The sequence below is a fragment of the Thiorhodococcus drewsii AZ1 genome, from assembly GCF_000224065.1.
Lineage (GTDB): Bacteria > Pseudomonadota > Gammaproteobacteria > Chromatiales > Chromatiaceae > Imhoffiella > Imhoffiella drewsii.
The window spans coordinates 1-19477 of record NZ_AFWT01000024.1 but is presented as its reverse complement, the minus strand read 5'-3'; the positions used below and the strand labels follow the sequence as shown (position 1 = coordinate 19477).

At 60.7% G+C, this 19477-nt stretch carries 13 protein-coding genes; 5 read left to right on the top strand and 8 right to left on the bottom strand.

From position 1 onward, the window contains the following. The first annotated feature begins 1 nt into the window (after position 1). The 4 genes from THIDRDRAFT_RS15605 (at position 2) to rluB (ending at position 3761) form a co-directional block, all read left to right on the top strand. Positions 2–1219, top strand: a complete 1218-nt coding sequence (locus tag THIDRDRAFT_RS15605; RefSeq protein WP_083827503.1) for a tryptophan--tRNA ligase — start codon at positions 2–4, stop codon at positions 1217–1219. A 113-nt stretch (positions 1220–1332) separates the two neighbouring features. After that, positions 1333–2175 carry a segregation and condensation protein A gene (locus tag THIDRDRAFT_RS15600; protein WP_007041843.1) on the top strand — a complete coding sequence of 281 codons (843 nt, stop codon included), beginning with the start codon at positions 1333–1335 and terminating at the stop codon, positions 2173–2175. Beyond that, positions 2156–2758: an SMC-Scp complex subunit ScpB gene (gene scpB, locus THIDRDRAFT_RS15595; RefSeq protein ID WP_007041842.1), complete on the top strand. Its 603-nt coding sequence runs from the start codon at positions 2156–2158 to the stop codon at positions 2756–2758. The genes THIDRDRAFT_RS15600 and scpB overlap by 20 nt, the downstream gene beginning before the upstream one ends. Before the next feature lie 112 nt (positions 2759–2870). Continuing rightward, positions 2871–3761, top strand: coding sequence for a 23S rRNA pseudouridine(2605) synthase RluB (rluB, locus tag THIDRDRAFT_RS15590; protein WP_007041841.1), 891 nt, complete (start codon positions 2871–2873; stop codon positions 3759–3761). Here the strand turns inward: rluB and THIDRDRAFT_RS23950 are convergent. The 7 genes from THIDRDRAFT_RS23950 to THIDRDRAFT_RS15555 all read right to left on the bottom strand — a co-directional run bounded on the left by THIDRDRAFT_RS23950 (position 3758) and on the right by THIDRDRAFT_RS15555 (position 12265). Further along, a complete protein-coding gene (locus THIDRDRAFT_RS23950; protein WP_007041840.1) occupies positions 3758–6166 on the bottom strand; it encodes a putative bifunctional diguanylate cyclase/phosphodiesterase in 2409 nt (802 codons plus the stop codon). The two genes, rluB and THIDRDRAFT_RS23950, sit on opposite strands and share 4 nt — an antisense overlap. 9 nt (positions 6167–6175) lie before the next feature. Then, entirely contained in the window at positions 6176–6616 is a 441-nt protein-coding gene (locus THIDRDRAFT_RS15580) for a type 2 periplasmic-binding domain-containing protein (RefSeq protein WP_139058768.1), read from the bottom strand. Positions 6617–6624: 8 nt separating this feature from the next. Beyond that, positions 6625–7809, bottom strand: a complete 1185-nt coding sequence (locus tag THIDRDRAFT_RS15575) for a hypothetical protein (protein WP_007041838.1) — start codon at positions 7807–7809, stop codon at positions 6625–6627. 264 nt (positions 7810–8073) lie between these two features. Next, positions 8074–10251 carry a hypothetical protein gene (locus THIDRDRAFT_RS15570; RefSeq protein WP_007041837.1) on the bottom strand — a complete coding sequence of 726 codons (2178 nt, stop codon included), beginning with the start codon at positions 10249–10251 and terminating at the stop codon, positions 8074–8076. Between the two features lie 184 nt (positions 10252–10435). Beyond that, positions 10436–10663, bottom strand: a complete 228-nt coding sequence (locus THIDRDRAFT_RS15565; protein WP_007041836.1) for a SlyX family protein — start codon at positions 10661–10663, stop codon at positions 10436–10438. Positions 10664–10678: 15 nt separating this feature from the next. After that, positions 10679–11293 (bottom strand): PAQR family membrane homeostasis protein TrhA, encoded by a 615-nt coding sequence (trhA, locus tag THIDRDRAFT_RS15560; protein ID WP_007041835.1) that lies wholly within the window; start codon positions 11291–11293, stop codon positions 10679–10681. Between the two features lie 6 nt (positions 11294–11299). Next, entirely contained in the window at positions 11300–12265 is a 966-nt protein-coding gene (locus THIDRDRAFT_RS15555; protein ID WP_245535863.1) for a serine hydrolase, read from the bottom strand. Between the two features lie 671 nt (positions 12266–12936). Between THIDRDRAFT_RS15555 and THIDRDRAFT_RS24745 the strand changes: the two genes are divergently transcribed. Beyond that, on the top strand, positions 12937–13701 hold the full coding sequence (locus tag THIDRDRAFT_RS24745) for a GTPase family protein (RefSeq protein ID WP_245535862.1): 765 nt from the start codon (positions 12937–12939) through the stop codon (positions 13699–13701). A gap of 256 nt (positions 13702–13957) precedes the next feature. Here the strand turns inward: THIDRDRAFT_RS24745 and THIDRDRAFT_RS15545 are convergent, their stop codons facing one another. After that, the gene (locus THIDRDRAFT_RS15545) at positions 13958–19315 is read right to left on the bottom strand and encodes a DUF7948 domain-containing protein (protein ID WP_007041831.1); all 5358 of its coding nucleotides are present in this window, start codon (positions 19313–19315) and stop codon (positions 13958–13960) included. Positions 19316–19477 lie beyond the last annotated feature (162 nt).

Here is a 19477-nt window from a genome sequence, read left to right as displayed (position 1 = left end):
CTTGACTTCTGTTTCTACTCAAAATTCGCGTGTGCTCTCCGGCATGCGTCCCACAGGCCGTCTGCATCTCGGACACTATCATGGTGTTTTGAAGAATTGGCTCGAGCTCCAGCATGAGTACGAGTGCTTCTTCTTCGTTGCCGATTGGCATGCGCTGACGACCCATTACGAGGATCCCTCGATCATCCCGGGCAGCATCCGCGAGATGGTCATCGATTGGCTGGCGGCCGGCATCAATCCCGGCTCGGCGACGCTCTTCGTCCAATCGCAGGTCCCCGAGCATGCCGAACTGCACCTGCTGTTGTCGATGATCACCCCCGTCGGTTGGCTGGAACGCGTGCCGACTTACAAAGATCAGCAGGAAAAGCTCAAGGAGCACGATCTCTCGACCTACGGCTTCCTGGGTTATCCGTTGCTGCAGAGTGCCGACATCCTCATCTACAAGGCCGGGCGTGTTCCGGTTGGCGAGGATCAGATCGCGCACGTCGAGCTGACGCGCGAGGTGGCACGGCGCTTCAATCACGTCTACGGTCGCGAACCCGACTTCGAGCTCAAGGCCGAAGAGGCCAAGAAGAAGATGGGTAAGAAGAACGCCAAGCTGTTCGACTCGCTCAAGCGGCGCTATCAGGAACAGGGCGATCAGGAGGCGCTGGCTGTGGCGCGTGCTCTGCTCGAAGGCCAGGGCAATATCACCATGGCCGACCGCGAGCGTCTGCTCGGCTATCTGGAGGGGGGCGGTCGCGTGATTCTGCCCGAACCCCAGGCGCTGTTGACCAAGGCGTCGAAAATGCCGGGGCTCGACGGCCAGAAGATGTCCAAGTCCTACGCCAACACCATCGCCCTGCGCGATTCCCCGGCCGAGGTGGAGAAATCGCTGCGGACCATGCCGACCGATCCGGCGCGAGTGCGCCGTACCGATCCGGGCGACCCGGAGAAGTGCCCGGTGTGGCAATTCCATCAGGTCTATTCCAACGACGAGGTGCGTACCTGGGTCCAGGAGGGTTGTCGCTCGGCCGGAATCGGTTGTTTGGAATGCAAACAGCCGGTGATCGATGGCGTGCTGGCGGAACTTCTGCCGATGCAGCAACGTGCCCACGAATACGAGGCGCAGCCGGACCTGGTGCGCAGCGTCCTCAACGAGGGCTGCGAGAAGGCCCGTGACGTGGCGCGTGAGACCATCGACGAGGTGCGTCACGCCATGTCGCTGGTGATGGCCTGAGTCGTGGCGGCGGACCCGGCCGAACGCTAAGGCGTCTGAACGCATCCGAGTCCGCAGGAATGGAACGCAGGGAAGAGGAGCGAGAGCATCCAGCCTCGGAAGAGGCTGGAGCGATGGCGTTGGAGTCCACACCCATGGGGCTCCAGCAGGAGATGCCGTTCGCAGTCGTGCAGGGTGCGCCGTTCATGACGCTACCGCAGGATCTCTACATTCCGCCGGATGCGTTGGAGGTGTTCCTGGATGCCTTCGAGGGACCGCTCGACCTCCTGCTCTATCTCATCAAGCGCCAGAATCTGGATATCCTGGACATCCCGGTCGCCGCGATCACGGATCAGTACATGGAGTACGTGGAGTTGATGCAGGAGCTGCGTCTGGAGCTGGCAGCCGAGTATCTGGTGATGGCCGCCATGCTGGCCGAGATCAAATCGCGCATGCTGTTGCCACGCACCGAGTCCGAGGACGAGGAGGGCACGGACCCGCGTGCGGAACTCATCCGCCGGCTCCTGGAGTACGAGCGCTTCAAGCAGGCCGCCGAGGACCTCGATGCCCTGCCGCGACTGGAACGGGACCTCTTCATCGTGCACGCCGGGGTTCCGCCTGGTTTCATCCAGCGTCAGCCGCCTGATGTGGATCTGCGCGAGTTGCTGGTAGCACTACGCGGCGTGCTGGCCAGGGCTCAGCTCTTTACCAGCCACCGGGTCGAGAAGGAGTCGCTCTCGTTGCGCGAGCGCATGTCACAGGTGATGGAGCGGTTGCGTGGTCGCGGTTTCGTCGATTTCGCGGCCTTGTTCGATTTCGCCGAGGGGCGGGCCGGTGTCGTGGTGACCTTCCTGGCCACGCTGGAGCTGACCAAGTCGAGCGTGCTGGAGTTGGTCCAGTCCGAGCCCTTCTCGCCGATCCATGTCCGTCTGCGTGAGTCCAACGATCAGGAATCCGATGACATCGCCGTCGCTTAAACTCATCGTTGAGGCCGCGCTGATCGCAGCGGGCGGACCGCTGACGCTCGATCAGATCTTGGCGCTCTTTTCCGAGGAGGAGCGACCGAAGCGTGACCGGGTGATGGATGTCATCCGCGAACTGGAGGTCGACTACGTCGATCGCGGGATCGAGATCGCCGAGGTCGCCGGCGGATTTCGCGTCCAGGTTCGCTCTCAGGTCGCGCCCTGGGTGGCGCGGCTGTGGGACGAGAAGGCGCCGCGCTATTCGCGCGCCCTGCTGGAGATCCTGTCGCTGATCGCCTATCGTCAGCCGATCACGCGTGGCGAGATCGAGGAGATTCGTGGCGTGGCGGTGAGCACCAACATCATCAAGACGCTGACCGAACGCGAGTGGGTCAGAGTGGTCGGGCACCGGGATGTGCCGGGTAGACCGGCGCTCTATGCGACCACGCGTAAATTTCTCGACTATTTCGGGCTGCGCTCGCTCAATGATCTGCCGCCATTGTCGGAGATCCGCGATCCAGAGGCGCTGTTCGACCGGGAATTGCCGTTGGAGCCGCCCGAGACCAGCGCTCGGTCAATCACCGAGCTCGAATCCTGAGCGCGATGTCTGGCGCACGTCCTGCGGAGGCGCGCTATGGTTAATTCAGCTCTTTGTTTTTGTTAGCGCTTTTGCGCATTTTCGATTCCCGATTAGGGATTTAGGCCCAGACATGAGAAACAACCGTCGCCCCCCCCCATTTCCCAGCACCGAGGAGCCGGTCCGGCTCCAGAAGCTGCTCGCCGAAGCGGGTCTCGGATCGCGTCGCGAGATCGATGCCTGGATCGCCGAGGGGCGCGTGCGCGTCAACGGCGATCTGGCCAAGCTGGGGGATCGGGCGACCTCATCGGATCGGATCCGCGTCGATGGCCGCGATGTTCGGCTCCAGCGCAAGCGCGACTCCTTGCAACAGGTCATTGCCTACCACAAGCCCGAGGGCGAGTTGGTGACGCGGCGTGATCCGGAGGAGCGCCCGACCGTCTTCAAGCGGCTGCCGCGTCCCAAGGATGGCCGTTGGATCGCGGTCGGTCGACTGGATATCAATACCTCCGGACTGATCCTCTTCACCACGGATGGCGAGTTGGCCAACCGTCTGATGCATCCGTCGAGCGAGATCGAGCGCGAATACGCGGTGCGTATCCTGGGCGAGGTCTCGCCGGAAACGCTGACGCGTCTCGCCGAGGGGATCGAGCTGGAGGACGGACCGGCCAAGCTCGACTCCGTCGTCGAACGCGGCGGGTCGGGAGCGAACCGCTGGTTCCATGTGGTGCTGCGCGAGGGGCGCAACCGTGAGGTGCGTCGACTCTGGGAGGCCGCCGGCTGCACCGTGAGTCGATTGATTCGCGTCCGTTATGGAAACATCGAGCTCGGGCGTCGGCTCTTTCCAGGAAACTGGCGTCCGCTCACCGATGAGGAGCGTTCGGTCCTGATGGCGCAGGCGGGCATGTCCGCTCCTCAGCCCGTTGGGCGTAAGCCGGTCGTGCGTTCTTGGAATCCCAGAGGAGAGGGGCATTCGGCGCCGGGCAGAGGACCCAAATTGGGCGGTCCCGGTCGTCGTCGCTAGTGTTCCTCGGTGTTCCGTAGCAAGAGCGGAATTCGATCGCGGAAGGCGTAGAATGCGTCGATCGGCAGGGGGCGTGAGAAGAAGTAGCCCTGGGCGTACCTGCAACCCATTCCGCGCAGCAGTCGGACGTGTTCGGCATCCTCGACGCCTTCGGCGACCACCTCGATGCCGAGGCTCTTGGCCATGGCAATGATCGCTTCCACTAGTGCGCGATCGCTGGCGTTGGTGGCGATGTCGCGCACGAAGCTCTTGTCTATTTTGAGCCGGTCCACGGCGAAACGCTTCAGATAGGAGAGGGATGAGTAGCCAGTTCCGAAGTCGTCGAGATAGACCGGAAAGCCCTGCTCGCGAATCTTGCTCAGCCACTGAGCCGTGCTACCGAAATCGCTCAGCAGGACGCCTTCGGTGATTTCGAGCGCGAGCGACTGGGGAGCGCAGCCGTGGCGCCGAGCGGTCTCGAAGAGCGTCTCGGGTGGCAATCCATCCGGGATCTGTCGCGCCGAGACGTTGACCGAGAGGTAGAGTTGGATGGCTTGCGCGCGCCATTTCGCCAGTTGTTCCGAGGCCACCTCCAGCGCCCAGAGTCCGATCTCGCCGATGAGGCCGCTCTCCTCGGCGAGCGGAATGAAATCGTCGGGCGGCACCAGTCCGCGCTCGGGGTGACGCCAACGAATCAATGCCTCGGCGCCTACCAGTGTGTCCTCCACCAGATCGACGATCGGCTGATAGTAGAGGACGAATTCGTGCTCGCGAATCGCCCGGCGCAGTTCGCTCTCCAAGTGTCGGCGCTCCTCGATCGCGAGCGCGAGCAGCGGATCGAAGAACTGAATCAGGTTGCCGCCCTTATCCTTGGCGTGCGCGAGTGCGAGCTCGGCGTGGTGGAGGAGGTCGCTCGCGCCCTCGTTCGAGTCTTGGGGATAGATGGCGATTCCCAGGCTGGCATGCAGCAGAACGGGCGATCCGGTGACGAAGAAGGGTGGTTGCAGACGCTGTTGGATGCGCTTGGCCACGCACTCGATGTCGAGGCCGGAATAGATATTGGACAGTGCGATGGCGAATTGGTCGGCTCCCAGCCGTGCGATCAGGTCTGTGTTCTTGATGCAGGCGGAGAGTCGACTGGCCGCCTCCTTCAGGATGTCGTCTCCGAGCGCGAGACCGTAGCTGTCGTTGATGCGGGTGAAGTCGTCGAAGTCGACCAGAATCAGTGAGAATCCGAACGCATGCGGTTGGCCGTAGTGCTCGACCAGATCCGCGAGCCGTCGCTCCAGCCCGATACGGTTGGCAAGGCCGGTGAGCGGGTCGGTGACGGCAAGGCGTTTGGCCGATTCCTCGGCCTGTTTGTGTTCGGTGATGTCGTGGATCACGCCCTGGATGGAGCCGTTACCGATCGGCGTGAGTACCATGCTGAACCAGATGTCGTCCTCGTTCGCACGCTGATGGGCCAAGTCTCTGGATACGCTGCTCGCACTGTTCAGACAATTGAGCAGGATTTCGGCGAGCGCGATCGGCTCCTTCCAGTCGAGATCGAGTAGCGCGATCGGCTGTTCCGGTTGCGTTGCGATCGAGAGCTGCATCAGACGCTCGAAGGCGGGATTCCAGGAGATGAGGACCCCCTCGCGGTCGATGATGAAGATCCCGGTCTCCACGTTCTGGAAGATGGCGTGATAGCGGCGCTCGTCCATCTCGCGCTGGATGCGCAAGTTACGCTCCTTGTCGAGCGCGCGAACCAGGTCGTCCGCCAGAAGGTTGACATCCTCGACCAGGAATCCGATCTCCGAGCTCTTGTGGTGCGATGGGGCGGTGAGACGGTCTCCGCGCGTGGCATCCATCCCGTGCAATCCATCGGAGATCTGCTTGATCGGACGGACGACCTGCAGCAGCACGACCGCAACGACCGCGAGCGCCACCAGGGCCAGCTCGATGGCCGTTTGGATGGTCGCGAGTCGCAGTTCGGAGCGCATGCTCTGCTCGATCAGGGCCCGATTTGGCGTCAAGCGAATCTGGCCCACGCGCAGATTCGGACTGAAGGGCGAAAAAACATCGCGTATCAGGGGCGGTTCGTCGGGCGCATCCGATGTCATTGGAAGCGGCGCATCGGTGCGCCGCCGAGCGGTCAGCTTCTCGCCTCCGGCGAAGATGTCGACCGCGAGCACCTCGGCGTTTTTGAGCAGGCCATTGGCGAGCTCCGTGGCGAGGACATCGTCCTTGGCGAAGCAGGCCACGCTCGCGGTGCTCTCGACCGTATCCAGCAGTTGATCGAGTCGCGCGATGGATTCCTCCTCGGCGCGGGACTGGTTGAGCTTGAAGGTGACGGTCAGGGCGAAGACGCCGAGGAAGAGAAAGAGGACGACTAGGACCGACGCGGTACGGAAGAGGATGCTGCGGTGCCAGCTGAGTTTATGCATCGGTATCTGTCATGGGTCTAGGGTGAAGACGGCCTTGAGCGGCTCGCGTAGCCGGTCGGCAGGTAGATAGCCGATGGCGCCGGGCTCCGTCATGAGCCACTGGATGATTTGCTCCTCGCTTTCCGCTTCGCGTGGTGGTGTCGTCTTGCCGGAGAAGATCAATCTGGCCCAGTAGGCGTGGATCTCGGCTGGATTCTTGCCCACCAGTCTGCGATAGAACTCGGCCCTGATCGGGTGATCCGAATCCTGGTCGATCGGGATGGCCAAGTGGCCGTTGGGAAGCTGGCGAAAACGTCCGAGAAAGATGTTGATGACCTGATCGCGCGTCAGGGTCTCGACGCCCGCGCTCACATGTATGGCCACGACCAGAGAGGTCTCGTTGGCGATCACCGACGAGGCCAGGGTCAGCATGCCCAGCAGGAGCGGTGGGATGAGAAGGCGCGATCGCACAGGTGCCACTAGAAGATAAAGTCCAGGGTCACGCTGAGGACTGTCATGCTTCCGTCCCAATCCTCGAGGTTTTCCCAGCGATAGAGGAAACGTGACTCGGGCTTGCCCCGCACGATATCCATCTGGGCTTTGATACAGAAGTTTTCCATGAAATCCCAACGTGTGCCGAGGAAGAGGGTGCGCTGATCGTTGTAGAACTCGGCCTGGAAGACGTCAGTGTATCCGGGGATTGGATGGTCGAGGTCTTTGGGTGAGGATTTGGCTGCCGAGAGGCCGACGAAAGGGGTGAGCGCGTGCATCCGATAGCTCAGGATCAGATAGCCGGCCCAGGCGTCCTGAAAGACACCGTGGTGGCTCAGGGTTCTGCTGAGCATGAACTGCGTTTGCAGTGGTCCTGAGTCGTAGACCGCGCCGAACGCGGTGAAGCTGGTGCTTTTGTCGGCGACCCGCAGTTCGTCGGCGGTGTTCGGTGGCAGGGCGTCGTAGAAGTCCTCGACGGGCAGATCCCGATCGAATTGCAGGTTGGCATGGCCCAGACGGAACTGCCAGGGACCCTTGATGAAATCCAGATAGGCGCCGGCCAGCAGTGAGCCGCTCATGTTGAATTGAAGCTCCGCCCAGGGTGACTGTTCGCGGCTCAGACCCGCGTAGGCCTTGGCCTTGAAGAGTCCGCCCGCGAGTGGTCTGGTGATCGCGAGATCCAGCCCGTCGAAATAGTCGAAGGGCAGTGTCCCGAAATAGTCCACGGGCGGGCGCACGGTGACATAGGAGTAGCCGACCAGACGTGAGTCGGCGAGCATGTAGAATTCATTGCCCAGACGGCCGGCACGCAGGGTGACGGCGGGCGATGGGGCGTAGCTGAGGAAGGCCCAGGTGAGTTCGGGCTTAAAGTCGCCATGCGGGTTGTAGTGGGAAGCGGCCTGGACGACCCCTTCGAATTCGGGATTGAAATGCAGATTGGCCTGGAGGCCGAGCACCGAGTCGGTTTCGAAGCTCCAGGCTTCGGTCAGGCCGTTGCGTTGCGAGAGGTCACGGACGAATTCGGCCGAGTCGTCGGTCGAGCGGGCAAGACCGAGCGTTCCGAATCCATGGAGCGAAAAGGCCGGTTTGCCGGCGTGTCCCTGGATCGGTTGTCCGAGGATGAGGCAGAACAGGCAGAGCGCCTGGAAATCGCGTCTGAAGGTGACCGTCAAGGGAAGGGTCGCCTGATCTGCATCTATTCGGCGTCTTCGAGGCTTTGTGGTTGGGGGCGCGTCGTTCGACTCTAGGCCTCGTGAGATCTGCATCGTGCAATCGCCGTGGTTCCTGCCAGTTCAAGCACTCAATGATCCGATGTCGTTGCACGCAGAGCAAGGGGTTTAGCCCCTCTGTGCGGATGCGTGGTCATCGGTCCTGAAAGGCTGGACCGCGTGGGGATGACCGCAATCCGTGGCGCGCGATCATCCCCGCCAGTCGGGTTAGGTCTTGCTCGGGGGGACGGCCTGCATGGTATCGAGGGTTCCAGCGATATCGGCGAGCTGTCTGCTCGCGAGGCGCTGGACATCGGGATCGGTGACCCTGCTCAGATACTCCCGTGCGGCTGATGGCTCGAAGGCGCGGGCGCGATTGATGGCTAGAATCGCCCAGCCGCGATCACGCTCGGGTCCGGCATTGGCTTGCTGAAGCTCATTTTCCAGCTGGATGAACATCTGCTTTCCTGTCTTCTCGTACCCGGCGTGCACAAGCACGCGGGCCAGTTCGGCCTGGGCGGCGCGCCGCTCGCTCTCGGTGCTGATGTCCTTGATGCTCGCCAGACCCTGTTGGAAGTGTGTTTGGGCTGCGGAGGACTGGCGTTCCGAGGCGCTACCCAGCAAGACGTGTGCGCGTAGTCGGTGTTCCGGTGTCGTGATGGAGTCGGCAATCGAGGCAAGTCCGAGAAATTTGCCGGAGAATGCCTGCTCCTGGATCAGGGCAAGCAGGAATCGCTCGGATTCCCTCGGATCTGAGGCACCCCGGCTCGCCGCGATGGCTCGGTCGAGATTCCCGATGCGCAGCCAGGCATCGGCGATATCCAATCGGGCTCGATCCTGCTCCGCAGTGGTCGAGATCCGCTCCAGGCCGGAGGTGGACTTGTCTAGGATGCCGATGGCGGTATCTTTGCTTCCAAGCCGGAAGAGTGCGGCCGCGAGGTAGCTGTCGATGCGGATATGCTGCGACGGGGACATGGGATTCCCTAGTCGCAGCGTCGCCTGGCGCAGGCTCTCGCGAGCCGCGTTGGACATGCCCAATCTGGCTTCTGCCAGTGCGATCCTGGCCCATGCCTCGGCGCGTTGAGGTGCTGATTGGGTCGCGAGGGCCAGTTGCTTGGTCTGGTTGATCAAGGCCGCCGCATCGGCGCGCGCCTCGGGCTGTCCGTAGGCCGCCAGCGCCCGAGTCAGAGCGTCTATTTTGGGCAAGGGGGAGGTCAAGGGCGCGATCTCGTCCGTTACCAGGATCGTCAGGGTATGGGCCGCGTCCGACTGTCCATGATGCCGCGCGGCGGCTCCGATCCTCGCGAGCGCGGTGATTCGCTCTGGGCCTGGCGGCAAGCGTCGCGCCAGGCTGACCGCCAATGCGCCATTGCCGGCGGTTACCGCGTCGAGTGCATTGAGTTCAATGAGACGGCTCCACTCCGGATCCTGAGTCGTCAGTCGGTGTAGCGGATCTGGATCTCGGGCGCGTGGATTGACCTGACCGAAGGCACCGCCGGCCGCCGAGGTCGAGCTGGATCTGATGTCATCCGTCGTCGTCGCGGCGATGACTGCTCCAAGGTCGGCTGTTACGCCGGCCTGTTCGAGGATGCCTTGCGACAGGGCGATCAGATCTTCTGTGGATGCCTGCTGGGCGGGCGACAAGGTGCCGTCGATTGATCCGCCCGGGATTCCCTCGGCATTCAATGCCCCTTCGATTGCGCCGAGTCCATCGGACGTCTGTTGCAGCGCCAGGGATGCCGAGCTCTTGAGTCGCCCTTGATGATCAAGGAAGAAGAAGGTTGCCGCACCGCCGGCACCGAGTCCCAGAATCAGTGTCGCGGCGGCGGAGCTCACGAACTTCCAACGCTTGTTTAGTCCGGCCGGTATGCCCATTTCTTTGCGAAGCTGATCCTCCAGACGCTTGCGGTTTCGCTCCTCTTCCTCCTGCTCCTGCTTGCGTTTGGCGTCCTCGTCGCGGCCTGCTTCCATGAGTTTGAGTCGGGTCCGAACCGCTTCGACTTCCTGCTTGCGCTTGTGCGCCTCCTTGTATTTGGCGAAGACCAACCCGCATCGGGGGCAGAGTCGGGGAGCCTCCTGGTCGATGTGGTATTCCAGACGCTCTTTACATCCCGGGCAGACCAGGATCGAGGTTTTGGGAACCAGCGAGAGATCCCCAGTGCCGCCGATGCTCGGTTTGCAGTTCGCTTTTGCTCCGGCCCGGGTCAATGCCTCCGTCATACGATGAGCGAGATCGGACGAAACCCCCTTTTTGACGAGAGTAGCCTCTTCGCGTTCGAGCAGCTGATCGGCCTTTTCGAGCTCCATCGAGAAGGATTTCGCAATTGCTCGCGCGACCTCAATCCGATCCTTGCCCTCTTGAATCCCATAGAGCATGACGTCGTATAGCGTCTCCATCGTGTCCATTGCGCACTGATCTCATAAGTAACAGGGCGTCGCCCCTTGTGTAGATGAGTTGCCGCCTCGGTTGGATCCGGCGAGACGGTCTGTGAAATGCTAACCTGATTTCCACGTCGCAAGGACGGATGCGAGTATCCAAGCAGTGGCGCTGGTGCCGCCTGAGCCAACGTGTCCGGGTTGCGATGGAGTCTCAATAATGCGGGGGGGATTCGTGTGTTGGGGAGGGGCTTGCGCCGTTCTGGGCCTGCGAGGCGATCAGCTCCTTCAGTCGCTGCAGCTCCTGGCGCAGCGAATCGATTTCCTGCTGCTGGCGGGCGACGGTCAGGTTGAGATGCCTCAGGTCGTCCTCCTGGTAGGTCAGGCGGACCTGGAGGTCGGCGATTCCCGATTCGGGTTCGTGTGCGTGCGTCGGTCCCACGTCGATCACTCCTAATCAGATGAAGAGCAGAACGGTGAAGTAGTGGCTGACGCTTCCGGCGAGCACGAAGAGGTGCCAGATCCCGTGGCACCAGGGGTAGCGGTCGTCGAGGACGTAGAAGATGACGCCGAAGGTGTAGAAGAGTCCGCCGGCGAGCAGGGCCCAGAAGCCGGCCGGGGGCAGGGCGGCGATCAGCGGATCCAGGGCGAAGAGGATCAGCCAGCCCATTCCCAAATAGATGGCCAGCGAAATGATGCGCGGTCCCTTCCGGGGCAGTGAGTCGATGATGATGCCGATCAGGGCTAGGGTCCAGACCGCGCCGAACATCCACCAGCCGGTCGCGCCCTTCAGAACGAGCAAGGTGAATGGGGTATAGGTACCCGCGATCAACAAATAGATGGCGTTGTGATCGAGGATCTGGAAGATGCGTTTCGCCCGTCCCTGCAGGCTGTGGTAAAGGGTCGAAAAGAGATAGAGCAGAAAAAGGGTCACGCCGTAGATGGTCAGGCTGGTGATCCGCAATGCGCCCCCCTCCGTCCCTGCCAGGGTGACCATGACGGTGACCCCGACCAATGCCAGAAAGGCCCCCACGAGATGAGAGATGCTATTGAAGAACTCTCCGGCGTACATGGTCGCTTACCTCGATACCGTCTGGGTGGATGTCAACAACCAGTTGCGTATTCGGTTGGAGTCTCCGACTGGGGTCAGTTTGCCCGAGCCGTGCAGTAGGACGATATAGATCCGACGATTGTTGATGACGGTGCTCATCACCAGGCAGCGGCCCGCTTCGTTGATGAACCCGGTCTTGCTGACCTCGATCTGCCATTCCGGGTTGCGAACCAGCGGATTGGTGTTTCGATACCGTAGCGGTGGCTTGCCGGAAAAAGGATAGAGCTGCATCTCTCCGGTCGCGGCTGCTTGGCGGATGGATGAATAGCGCGTCGAAGCCCGTACCATCTTGACCAGATCCTCCGCCGTCGAGCGGTTGCGCGCGTCGAGCCCGCTGCAGTCGGCGAAATAGGTGTTGCGCATCCCGAGTGCGCGGGCCTTGCGGTTCATCGCTTTGATGAATTCCGGCATGCCTCCGCGGAAGGTGGTTCGGCCGAGGGCATGCGCGGCGCGGTTGTCTGAGGAGACCAGCGCCGCCCGTATCATGTCGGCGCGGGTGAGGCGCGCCTCACCGATTCGCAAACGGGAGCGGCTGTTGCGCAGCCGGTCGCGATCCTGGTCGATGATGGTGATGGTGCGATCGAGCGACACGCCGGAATCGAGCACGATCATGGCGGTCATCAGCTTGGTGACGGAGGCGATCGGGGTCACCATGTTCGCATTCTTGGCATAGAGCTGCCGACCGTTCTCGTCGACGACGATGGCGCTGGTCACATGGACCTGCAATGCCTTACGGTTCAGACCGCCCCAAACGTCGCGGCGTTGGCTCGTGCTGGTTCCGCCCCAGTGGCCCAAGGCGTTGCTGGTGTTGGTGCGCTCTGGGGCGTGCAGCCGGCTTGAGATCACCGGGGCGTGGGAGCCCTCCTGATTGTTTCCGGCACAGGCGCTGCCGGTGAGGACCAGAGGGGCAAGGAACAGTGCCGTCGGGAGCACGCGACCCCATTTGCCGCCGAAAGGTTTAGGGATGCGGAGAACGATGGATCGCAACGGATGCAACCTAGACATGGCGGAAAAAACCTTCGGTCAAATGGGTTGGTAAGAGCGGCCAAAGTGAAATTATCGCATACCCGTGCGTTAACGCGATGCCAATCCATTGGCTCGATCGGTCTGATTCGGCAGCCGTGTCGGTGCATCTAAGGTCAGCGATACTGGCTCTCGTCCTTCATGCCGCCGACGCAAGGCGTAGAATGGGAACACTGCATGAGGATGCCAGCGAGATGACGATTTTTCATCGAAAGGCCGGGACGACCCCATGGCGCAGGTTGCAAGCGAGACTGCCGGACCTTGGGCGGCCTCAGGCCAGGTTGATCTTGGAGTGTCTCTTGGAGCGTGTCGAGCGCCAAGGTTCGGCACCCTTGGCGCTATGGGCGATGCCGGTCGTCGTGCTGTTGCCGCTCGGTATGCTGTGGCTCCTCGAACGCGGCTGGTTTGTTGTTTGGATCGGGGTTCTGGCGATGTTCGCGGGCCTTGGATTTTGGCTGCAATCCTGGATCTCTACTCGGGTCCGGCGGCCTGCTGAGCGCGGGCGGCCGTATTCCATCGAACCTCGTTCGCAAGCGCCTGAGCCGATGCGGCGAGTCGAGACGCCGTCGCCGGTTCCGCCCATGGCATCGTCGAAAACCCTGGTGACGCCCGAGGCGAGCCCTGTCGCCGAAGGCTCTCTGCGTATCCTTCTGCTTGGATTTTCCAATTCGGGTAAATCCACCCTCATTGGCGCCCTGTTCGGCAAGCTGCGCGCGGCGACCGATCTCACCCCGGATCCCAATCGTGCTCTGACTCCGTATCGACTGGAGCATCAGGGGCGAGAGCTTGCCATCATCTACGACACCCCCGGTTCCGAGCGATTGGCCCACAAGAGCCTACACGAGGTGGCGAACGTCGCCGATTTCATCATCTGGGTCAGCGCCGCGCATCGCCCCGAGCGCCAATCCGAGCGTCAGATCCTGGATGCGCTACGGCTTGCCCAGACCGCTCGTGTCGATCGCCGTCCGCCCCCGCTGCTGCTCGTGGTCACCCACATCGACCGTCTGCGTCCGCTGCGTGAATGGCAGCCTCCCTATGACCTCACGAACCCGGATGATCTCAAGGCCATGAGCATTCAGGCTGCGGTGACGGCCTTCTCGGCCGATTTCGAGGTGCCGATCGCCTCCGTCGTGCCGGTCTGTCTCGCCGAGGGGCGTGTCTACAACGTGGATGACACCCTGTGGGCCGCTATGCTGGACCTGATGGATCGCGACCAGCGGATCCGTCTGTTGCGCTGTCTGGGCGCTGGGCGCCGCGAGGAGAACTGGACCCTGCTGCGCCGACAACTCGCCAATGCGGGTCGCTTGCTCCTCGCATTCCCTGGCCGTGCGCCTCGTCGCCTCTGACTTTGAGGATCTTGCCGGTCAGCTTCGGTCGCTGAATGCGCCGTCGTTTCTGGGGAAACGCAGATGCTTGAAGACATGCGAGTTGAGCGCCCCTGCTGCGGTGAAGACTTCGATACCGTGGTGATCGGTGCCGCAGGCGGCCAGCACTCTGCAGGCGGCCAGCACTCTATTGGCGTGAGAGAACATCGCTGTATGACCGCAGTTATCGTGGGAATATGCCTGATTAGATGAATCGGCATATTCCCACCTGCATCCATCAGATGCTGTCGAGCAGTTCATCGATCCGATCGATGGCTGGTTGGATCGTCGATGTATCGCTGGTGACACCCCATAACACGTTCTGTCCCGCTTGGCGCAAGGCGGACTGCCCGGCGGTGTCGAGTGCGCCGTAGAGGATGCCGCGTGAGCGCTGGGCCGCAGCGAAGGCGAGACTGACGTGGATCCGGTTGCCGAAGCGGGCCATGTCTGTGGCCGCATCTGGATTGGCCCAGCCCCCGTTGATCAGGGCGATGATCATCTGATTCCGCAGCACTCGGCCACTTTCCAGTTCAGCCAGCCAGTATCCGTATCCCTCTGTATCGGCCTCACGGTCGAAGATATTACGGTAGAGCGCCTCGATCAGTCCCCCATAGCCGAGCGAGCCGGGGTAGGCGGCTTGTACGAGTGGTTGATCGAAGAAGCTTTGCGCGACCGTGGTCGGAGTCCAGGCGCTGTCTCGGCTCAGTGTATTGACCCAATAATCGAGGCCTTCGCTGTCGGGCGCATAGCCCATGGTTGCCAGGTAGATCTCGGCGACTTGCCAGTCCACGGCCGTACGGTCGACTACCCAACCTGAATCGAACTGCGCTCCGACCTGTGTGTCCTCATCGAGTGTGAGTTCGCAGCTTGTCGCGCTGTCTGAGCAGGCTCCGCTCCAGCCGCCGAAGGTACTGCCAGAACTAGGCTCGGCGTTCAGGGTGATCACGGATTCGATTGGTCGCGACGCCGAACAGGTGGTGCCACAGTCGATGGCTGCCGGCGTGCTCGTCACCCGGCCGGAGCCGGTGCCAGAGGTTTCGATTCGTAGAGTGACTTGTTCGGCGTTGGGATCGAATCCGGTCGAGAAACTCCAACTGACCGGCTCGTCCATCACATTGTCGTTGAGATCGATTACACCACTCAGGTACGCCGTATAGGTCTCTCCAAAGGCGAGCTGATTCGCAGGCCAGAATCGCAGTGTGCGGATCGCGGCATCGTATTCGAGCGTGCCGGATACGCCATCCAGGCTGAAATCAGCCTCGCTGGTATCTACATCCTCGCTGAAGGTCGCCTCGATTGCCGGAGTGTAGCGGCTCTCGTCGATTGCACCGCCGCTGACGGGTACGTCGATGGCATCTCGCTCGGGGGTGACCGAGATCACTGCTGGTGGCGTGGTATCGGCTGGGTCTGGAGCAACCTCGAAGGTGATGGTTGCCGGCGCGCTCGCGCGACTGCCACTGAGCACCCGGAAAGTGAGTCGGTCGACGCCGCTGAATCCGGACTCTGCCGTGTAGCCCAGTTGGGGTAGGGTGCCGTTCAGGGTACCGAACAAGGGATCGGAAAGAATCTCATACGTCAGATTGGATCCGCCTTGTCCGTTCAGCATGACGGGAACCGCCGTGCCTGCGGTCGCCTGGATCCTTTGATCATGGGCCGCGAGGCTGGTGATTTCATGTACGACCAGGTTGGTGAGTGTGGTTTCCAGCGCGTTGGGGAAGAAGACCTCAGCCTGATTGCTGACCACGGTCCCATCGGGCAGATCGGCATCGAGTTGAACACGGAAGCTTACCTCCCCGAATTCGCCTGGATTCAGGTCGCCGATCTGCCAAGACAGCAGGCGGGAGGCGTCATCATAGGTGCCACCGTTGTCGATCTGGAGCGTCGACGCGTCATAGAACTCGGAGAGCCGATCGATGACGAAGACCCCTAGCGCATCGCCCTCGCCGGTGTTCTCGTATTGCAATCGATAGTTCAATTCCGAGCCGGCCAGTGCGGCGCCAGCTGGTTCGGCGAGCTTTGCATTGGGATCATGGGATGCTCGAACTTGCGTTACCTTGGTCGCGCAGCTTTTGGCTAGGGGGCATTTTTTCTTTTCAGGGACACAGCAGGAGAAGGCGTCGCCATCCTGGTTGCAGCTGGCGGCGTCACAAACCTCATCGAGGGGGCAGGTGGCCGCTCCGGAGCTCGCGGGCGCGTACATACCTGTCGTCTTATTGCACTGCGTCCGGCAGGTTCCTAAACCAAATGAGACCCAATTATAAAAGCAGGTGCAATCGAGCCGGTCTTTGGTGCATATGTGCGCGTCCGGATTCTTAGCGCAAGTGTTGTGGCAATCGGCCAGCGAAGTGCCGACGCTGACTAAATCTCCGACCCCAGGAATATTCTTGGTGGCGAGTTCAGCTGCATTGGCCGTACATTTTGAACAATTAGTTACAACGCTGGTTTCGTCAGTATTTCCATTCCGAATAGCATCGGCGCATTTGACGCAGTCGATCGTTAAACCGAGCGCGCTATAGGCAGCGTTGATCTTGCCCAGGGCCATATCGGGGATCGTGTTGATCATACAATTGAAGTTACAACGGCCTTGCCTCGTGAATAACGATGACGCGTTCGATGACATGAGCGCCGTTTCGGCTTGCGATAATGACGCCGATGCACCGAACATGTCCAAGGATCCGGCGCCGCGATTCCAGTGAAAGCCACCATCTTGATCGAAAAGACTATATGTGCTGCCTTGATAGTGCTCTATGAGGGCTGAATCGGTGGATCCAGAAAGCACGGCCAGTGTGCCATCTTGGGTATCGATCAGATAAAATTGCCACCATTCTCGACCGCCTGTCATCTGGATATGGGTCGCGGTGCCACTGAACGCATAGCCGTCTCGCAAAACTTGCGTGTAAAGCGCTTCGATTTTGGCATGCGCCTGTCGAGACTGTTCGGCTTCAGCGAGCGAGAGAAAGCGCCAATCGGCGACCTCGATTCCCTGATAGTCCAGATAGGGTGAGACATCGAAGGTGTCGTCTGGATCATTACTCGCGCTGATGCGGGCGGTAAACTCAAAATCTTTCGTCGGAGTTCCGGAAGGCACCCGCATTTTGAAATACAGTTTTCCTTCGGTATAGGTGGGCAAATTACCAAGGGACCAAAAGAGCTGATTCTCGCAACGACCCTCGGCATAGTATTGAGCAGTCTCGTCATATTCCACGAACTCGAAGCCGGCCGGAATGTCAACGACGACGACGGCGTCTTCGGCTGTGGTGCGCATGGTGTTGCGATACGTGAGTTCGAAATCTTCTTCAGTCCCTGGGATTATCAGGCCGGTGCCCTTGATCGATACCGATAACACCTCGGGGATCATCAGCCGGGCAATGAAGCCATCATCGTCGTTTGCAGGCAATGTTTGGTCGAGCGTTCCCGCGGTCGTCGGAAAATTCTGGTCTGGATCTGAGGTGCCCAATGTATCTCCAACCAGATAGACGCTGCCGTCCGGGCCTAGGTCGACTCCACCAAAGGAGTCGTAATGGGTGCCACCAATCAAGGTCGCGTAGAGGAGACGGCTAAGGTCGGGGTTGAAGACGCCAAAATAGATGTCGTGAGCGGCGTAGCGGTGGACGCCTAGATTAAATAGCCGTTGATAGGCATCGATGGTGGTCGGGAGATCATTTGAATACGTCTCGCCCGCTAAAAGGATGTTACCCTCTGGCGTCAAAGCGAGTTCGCCAGCTTGGTCCTCTGCCCCGCCGAAATGGGTGACCGCATCAACTGTCGTCAGGTCGCTATCCATGCGCAGCACAAACGGCGTCATATAATGGAGCTTTGTGTCGTACAACGGTTGGAAACCACCCGTGAGGGGTAGGCCCTGAGCATCCACTCCACCGGCCACATAGAGGTGGCCTGATTCTGTGAGAAGAAAATCGCTTGTCGTGACCTCGCCGTAGTCAGTCGTATAGCCACACCGCGTTTTGCTAGTCCCCTCGACGCCAATGAAGGTGCTGGCCTGAAGCTCGGATAAATCATTATCGAAGCGGCTGACAAAGGATGCATAGCAGCCGGTGCCAATTGGCATCCAGGCGTTTGATGTCGTTGGGAAATCGTACTGCAATCCTGATTCGTTTTGAGGTGCGTTCGCGTTATGGACAGTGCCGGTGACATAAACACGATCCTGGTTATCGATCAGGATCGCCACGCCACGCTCTTGACTACTTCCTCCCAGGTAGCTGGCCGCCATCACATTGGTGAGATTGGCGTCAAACTTTATTAGGAGCACATCGCCCCAGCCATTGTTGCTGGTGTCATATCCCGTGGCGGGAAGACCTTCGCCGGCGATTCGCCCCGTGAGGAATACATTTCCTATGGAGTCAAGTGCCATGTCAGTGAAATCGAGCGAAGTAAAAGGTGCCACGTCGAACACTGTTGAGGCCATCAGTCTCGACAGATCGGACGACAGACGACTGACGAAACCGGCCCATCCACGTTTCCCGGTACGCTGATAGGCATTTTCGGTCGTCGGAAAACCCGCGTTCGTCGAGGCATTGCCGGACAGGTAGACGCTGCCATCGGGTGCTTGCTGGAGCGCATTGATCCTGTCGTCTTCAGTCGATCCAAGAAAGGTGAAGTCGAGGATCTGGCTCAATTCTGCATCGAGGCGCGCGACGAAGATATCGTTGCCGCTGCCTTCGGGGAGTGTGCTGTCATAGCCGCCGGTGACAGTCGGAATGTGATTGCTGTCAGTGGTGCTTGGAACAGCGGTTTGACCTGCGACGACGACAGTCCCCGCCGCTTCCACGACGACCTTCTTGACGCTGTCGGTGGCATCACCCCCGATTAGCGTGGAGGCGACTAGGGTTGGGTCGATCACCAAGGTGGTCTGGGCATCATAGGCGCCGACCTGGAAGCCGTACCCACCTTCCGGCATCAGTCTGTATGCGACCGCGACCTCGACGCGTTCGCCGTCGATCTCCTGGAACGCGATGGGCTGGCTGAAGCGGAATGCGTGTCCTCCCTCCGTCAGGGTGGCTGTCAGCGTGCCATCCTCGTCGAGTGCCAATCGATGCGGCTGCGCGAAGGTGAGCGCGATGTCGCTCACCTGGGCACCAGGTTCGACGCGAATCACCTTCTCGATACCGCGTTCACCCTGAATCAGTTCGAGACTGATCCCTGAGGCGAGATCTCCGACCCGAATGGTCCGGTAACTGGGAATGTCGTTTAGCCAAAGCGTGGGGTCATTGCTGCGGAAATCGTGTATGCGTGTTTGTGCCGCCTCGGCCCCACGAGGCTCGAAAAGACTTGGCGACAAAGGAGCGATTTCGTCGAGCTCCACTCCGGCACCGATCTCGTAACGAATCGACTGTGGTCGGACAGAGACCGAGTATCGGCCATCGTGCGCGACAAAGAGGGTGTCTTGTGGAAACTGACCTTGGTTCTGCATGAACGGCAGATCGAGTCCGGCTGCTACTGAGGCATTGGATGTCGCAATGAGCAGGATCAGAGCGCATATCCACGAGATGTTGACTTGTGTGCGACCACTGTCCAGCAAACGGCATTTATCTAATGATGAGCCTGACAGCGCGCGAGTCTGTGAGAGAAGGCTGTTCATGGTAACCTCGATCACGAGTCTATACCTAGCGAATGCAGGATTTCGGTTCTCAATTACCGATAATCTGGAAGTTCTCAGCAAGCAGCGTGCGCAGTTGGGGCGCATAGAGATCCAGCTCCGCAAAAAACTCTTTGCAGGCTATTCGGAACTCGGCAAACTGCT

Bases quoted from the DNA above. Each gene is read 5' to 3' on its own strand.
- THIDRDRAFT_RS15600 (WP_007041843.1), top strand. From the start codon at position 1,333: ATGGCGTTGGAGTCCACACCCATGGGGCTCCAGCAGGAGATGCCGTTC.
- scpB (WP_007041842.1), top strand. From the start codon at position 2,156: ATGACATCGCCGTCGCTTAAACTCATCGTTGAGGCCGCGCTGATCGCA.
- rluB (WP_007041841.1), top strand. From the start codon at position 2,871: ATGAGAAACAACCGTCGCCCCCCCCCATTTCCCAGCACCGAGGAGCCG.
- THIDRDRAFT_RS23950 (WP_007041840.1), bottom strand. From the start codon at position 6,166: ATGCATAAACTCAGCTGGCACCGCAGCATCCTCTTCCGTACCGCGTCG.
- THIDRDRAFT_RS15570 (WP_007041837.1), bottom strand. From the start codon at position 10,251: ATGGACACGATGGAGACGCTATACGACGTCATGCTCTATGGGATTCAA.
- trhA (WP_007041835.1), bottom strand. From the start codon at position 11,293: ATGTACGCCGGAGAGTTCTTCAATAGCATCTCTCATCTCGTGGGGGCC.
- THIDRDRAFT_RS24745 (WP_245535862.1), top strand. From the start codon at position 12,937: ATGGCATCGTCGAAAACCCTGGTGACGCCCGAGGCGAGCCCTGTCGCC.
- THIDRDRAFT_RS15545 (WP_007041831.1), bottom strand. From the start codon at position 19,315: ATGAACAGCCTTCTCTCACAGACTCGCGCGCTGTCAGGCTCATCATTA.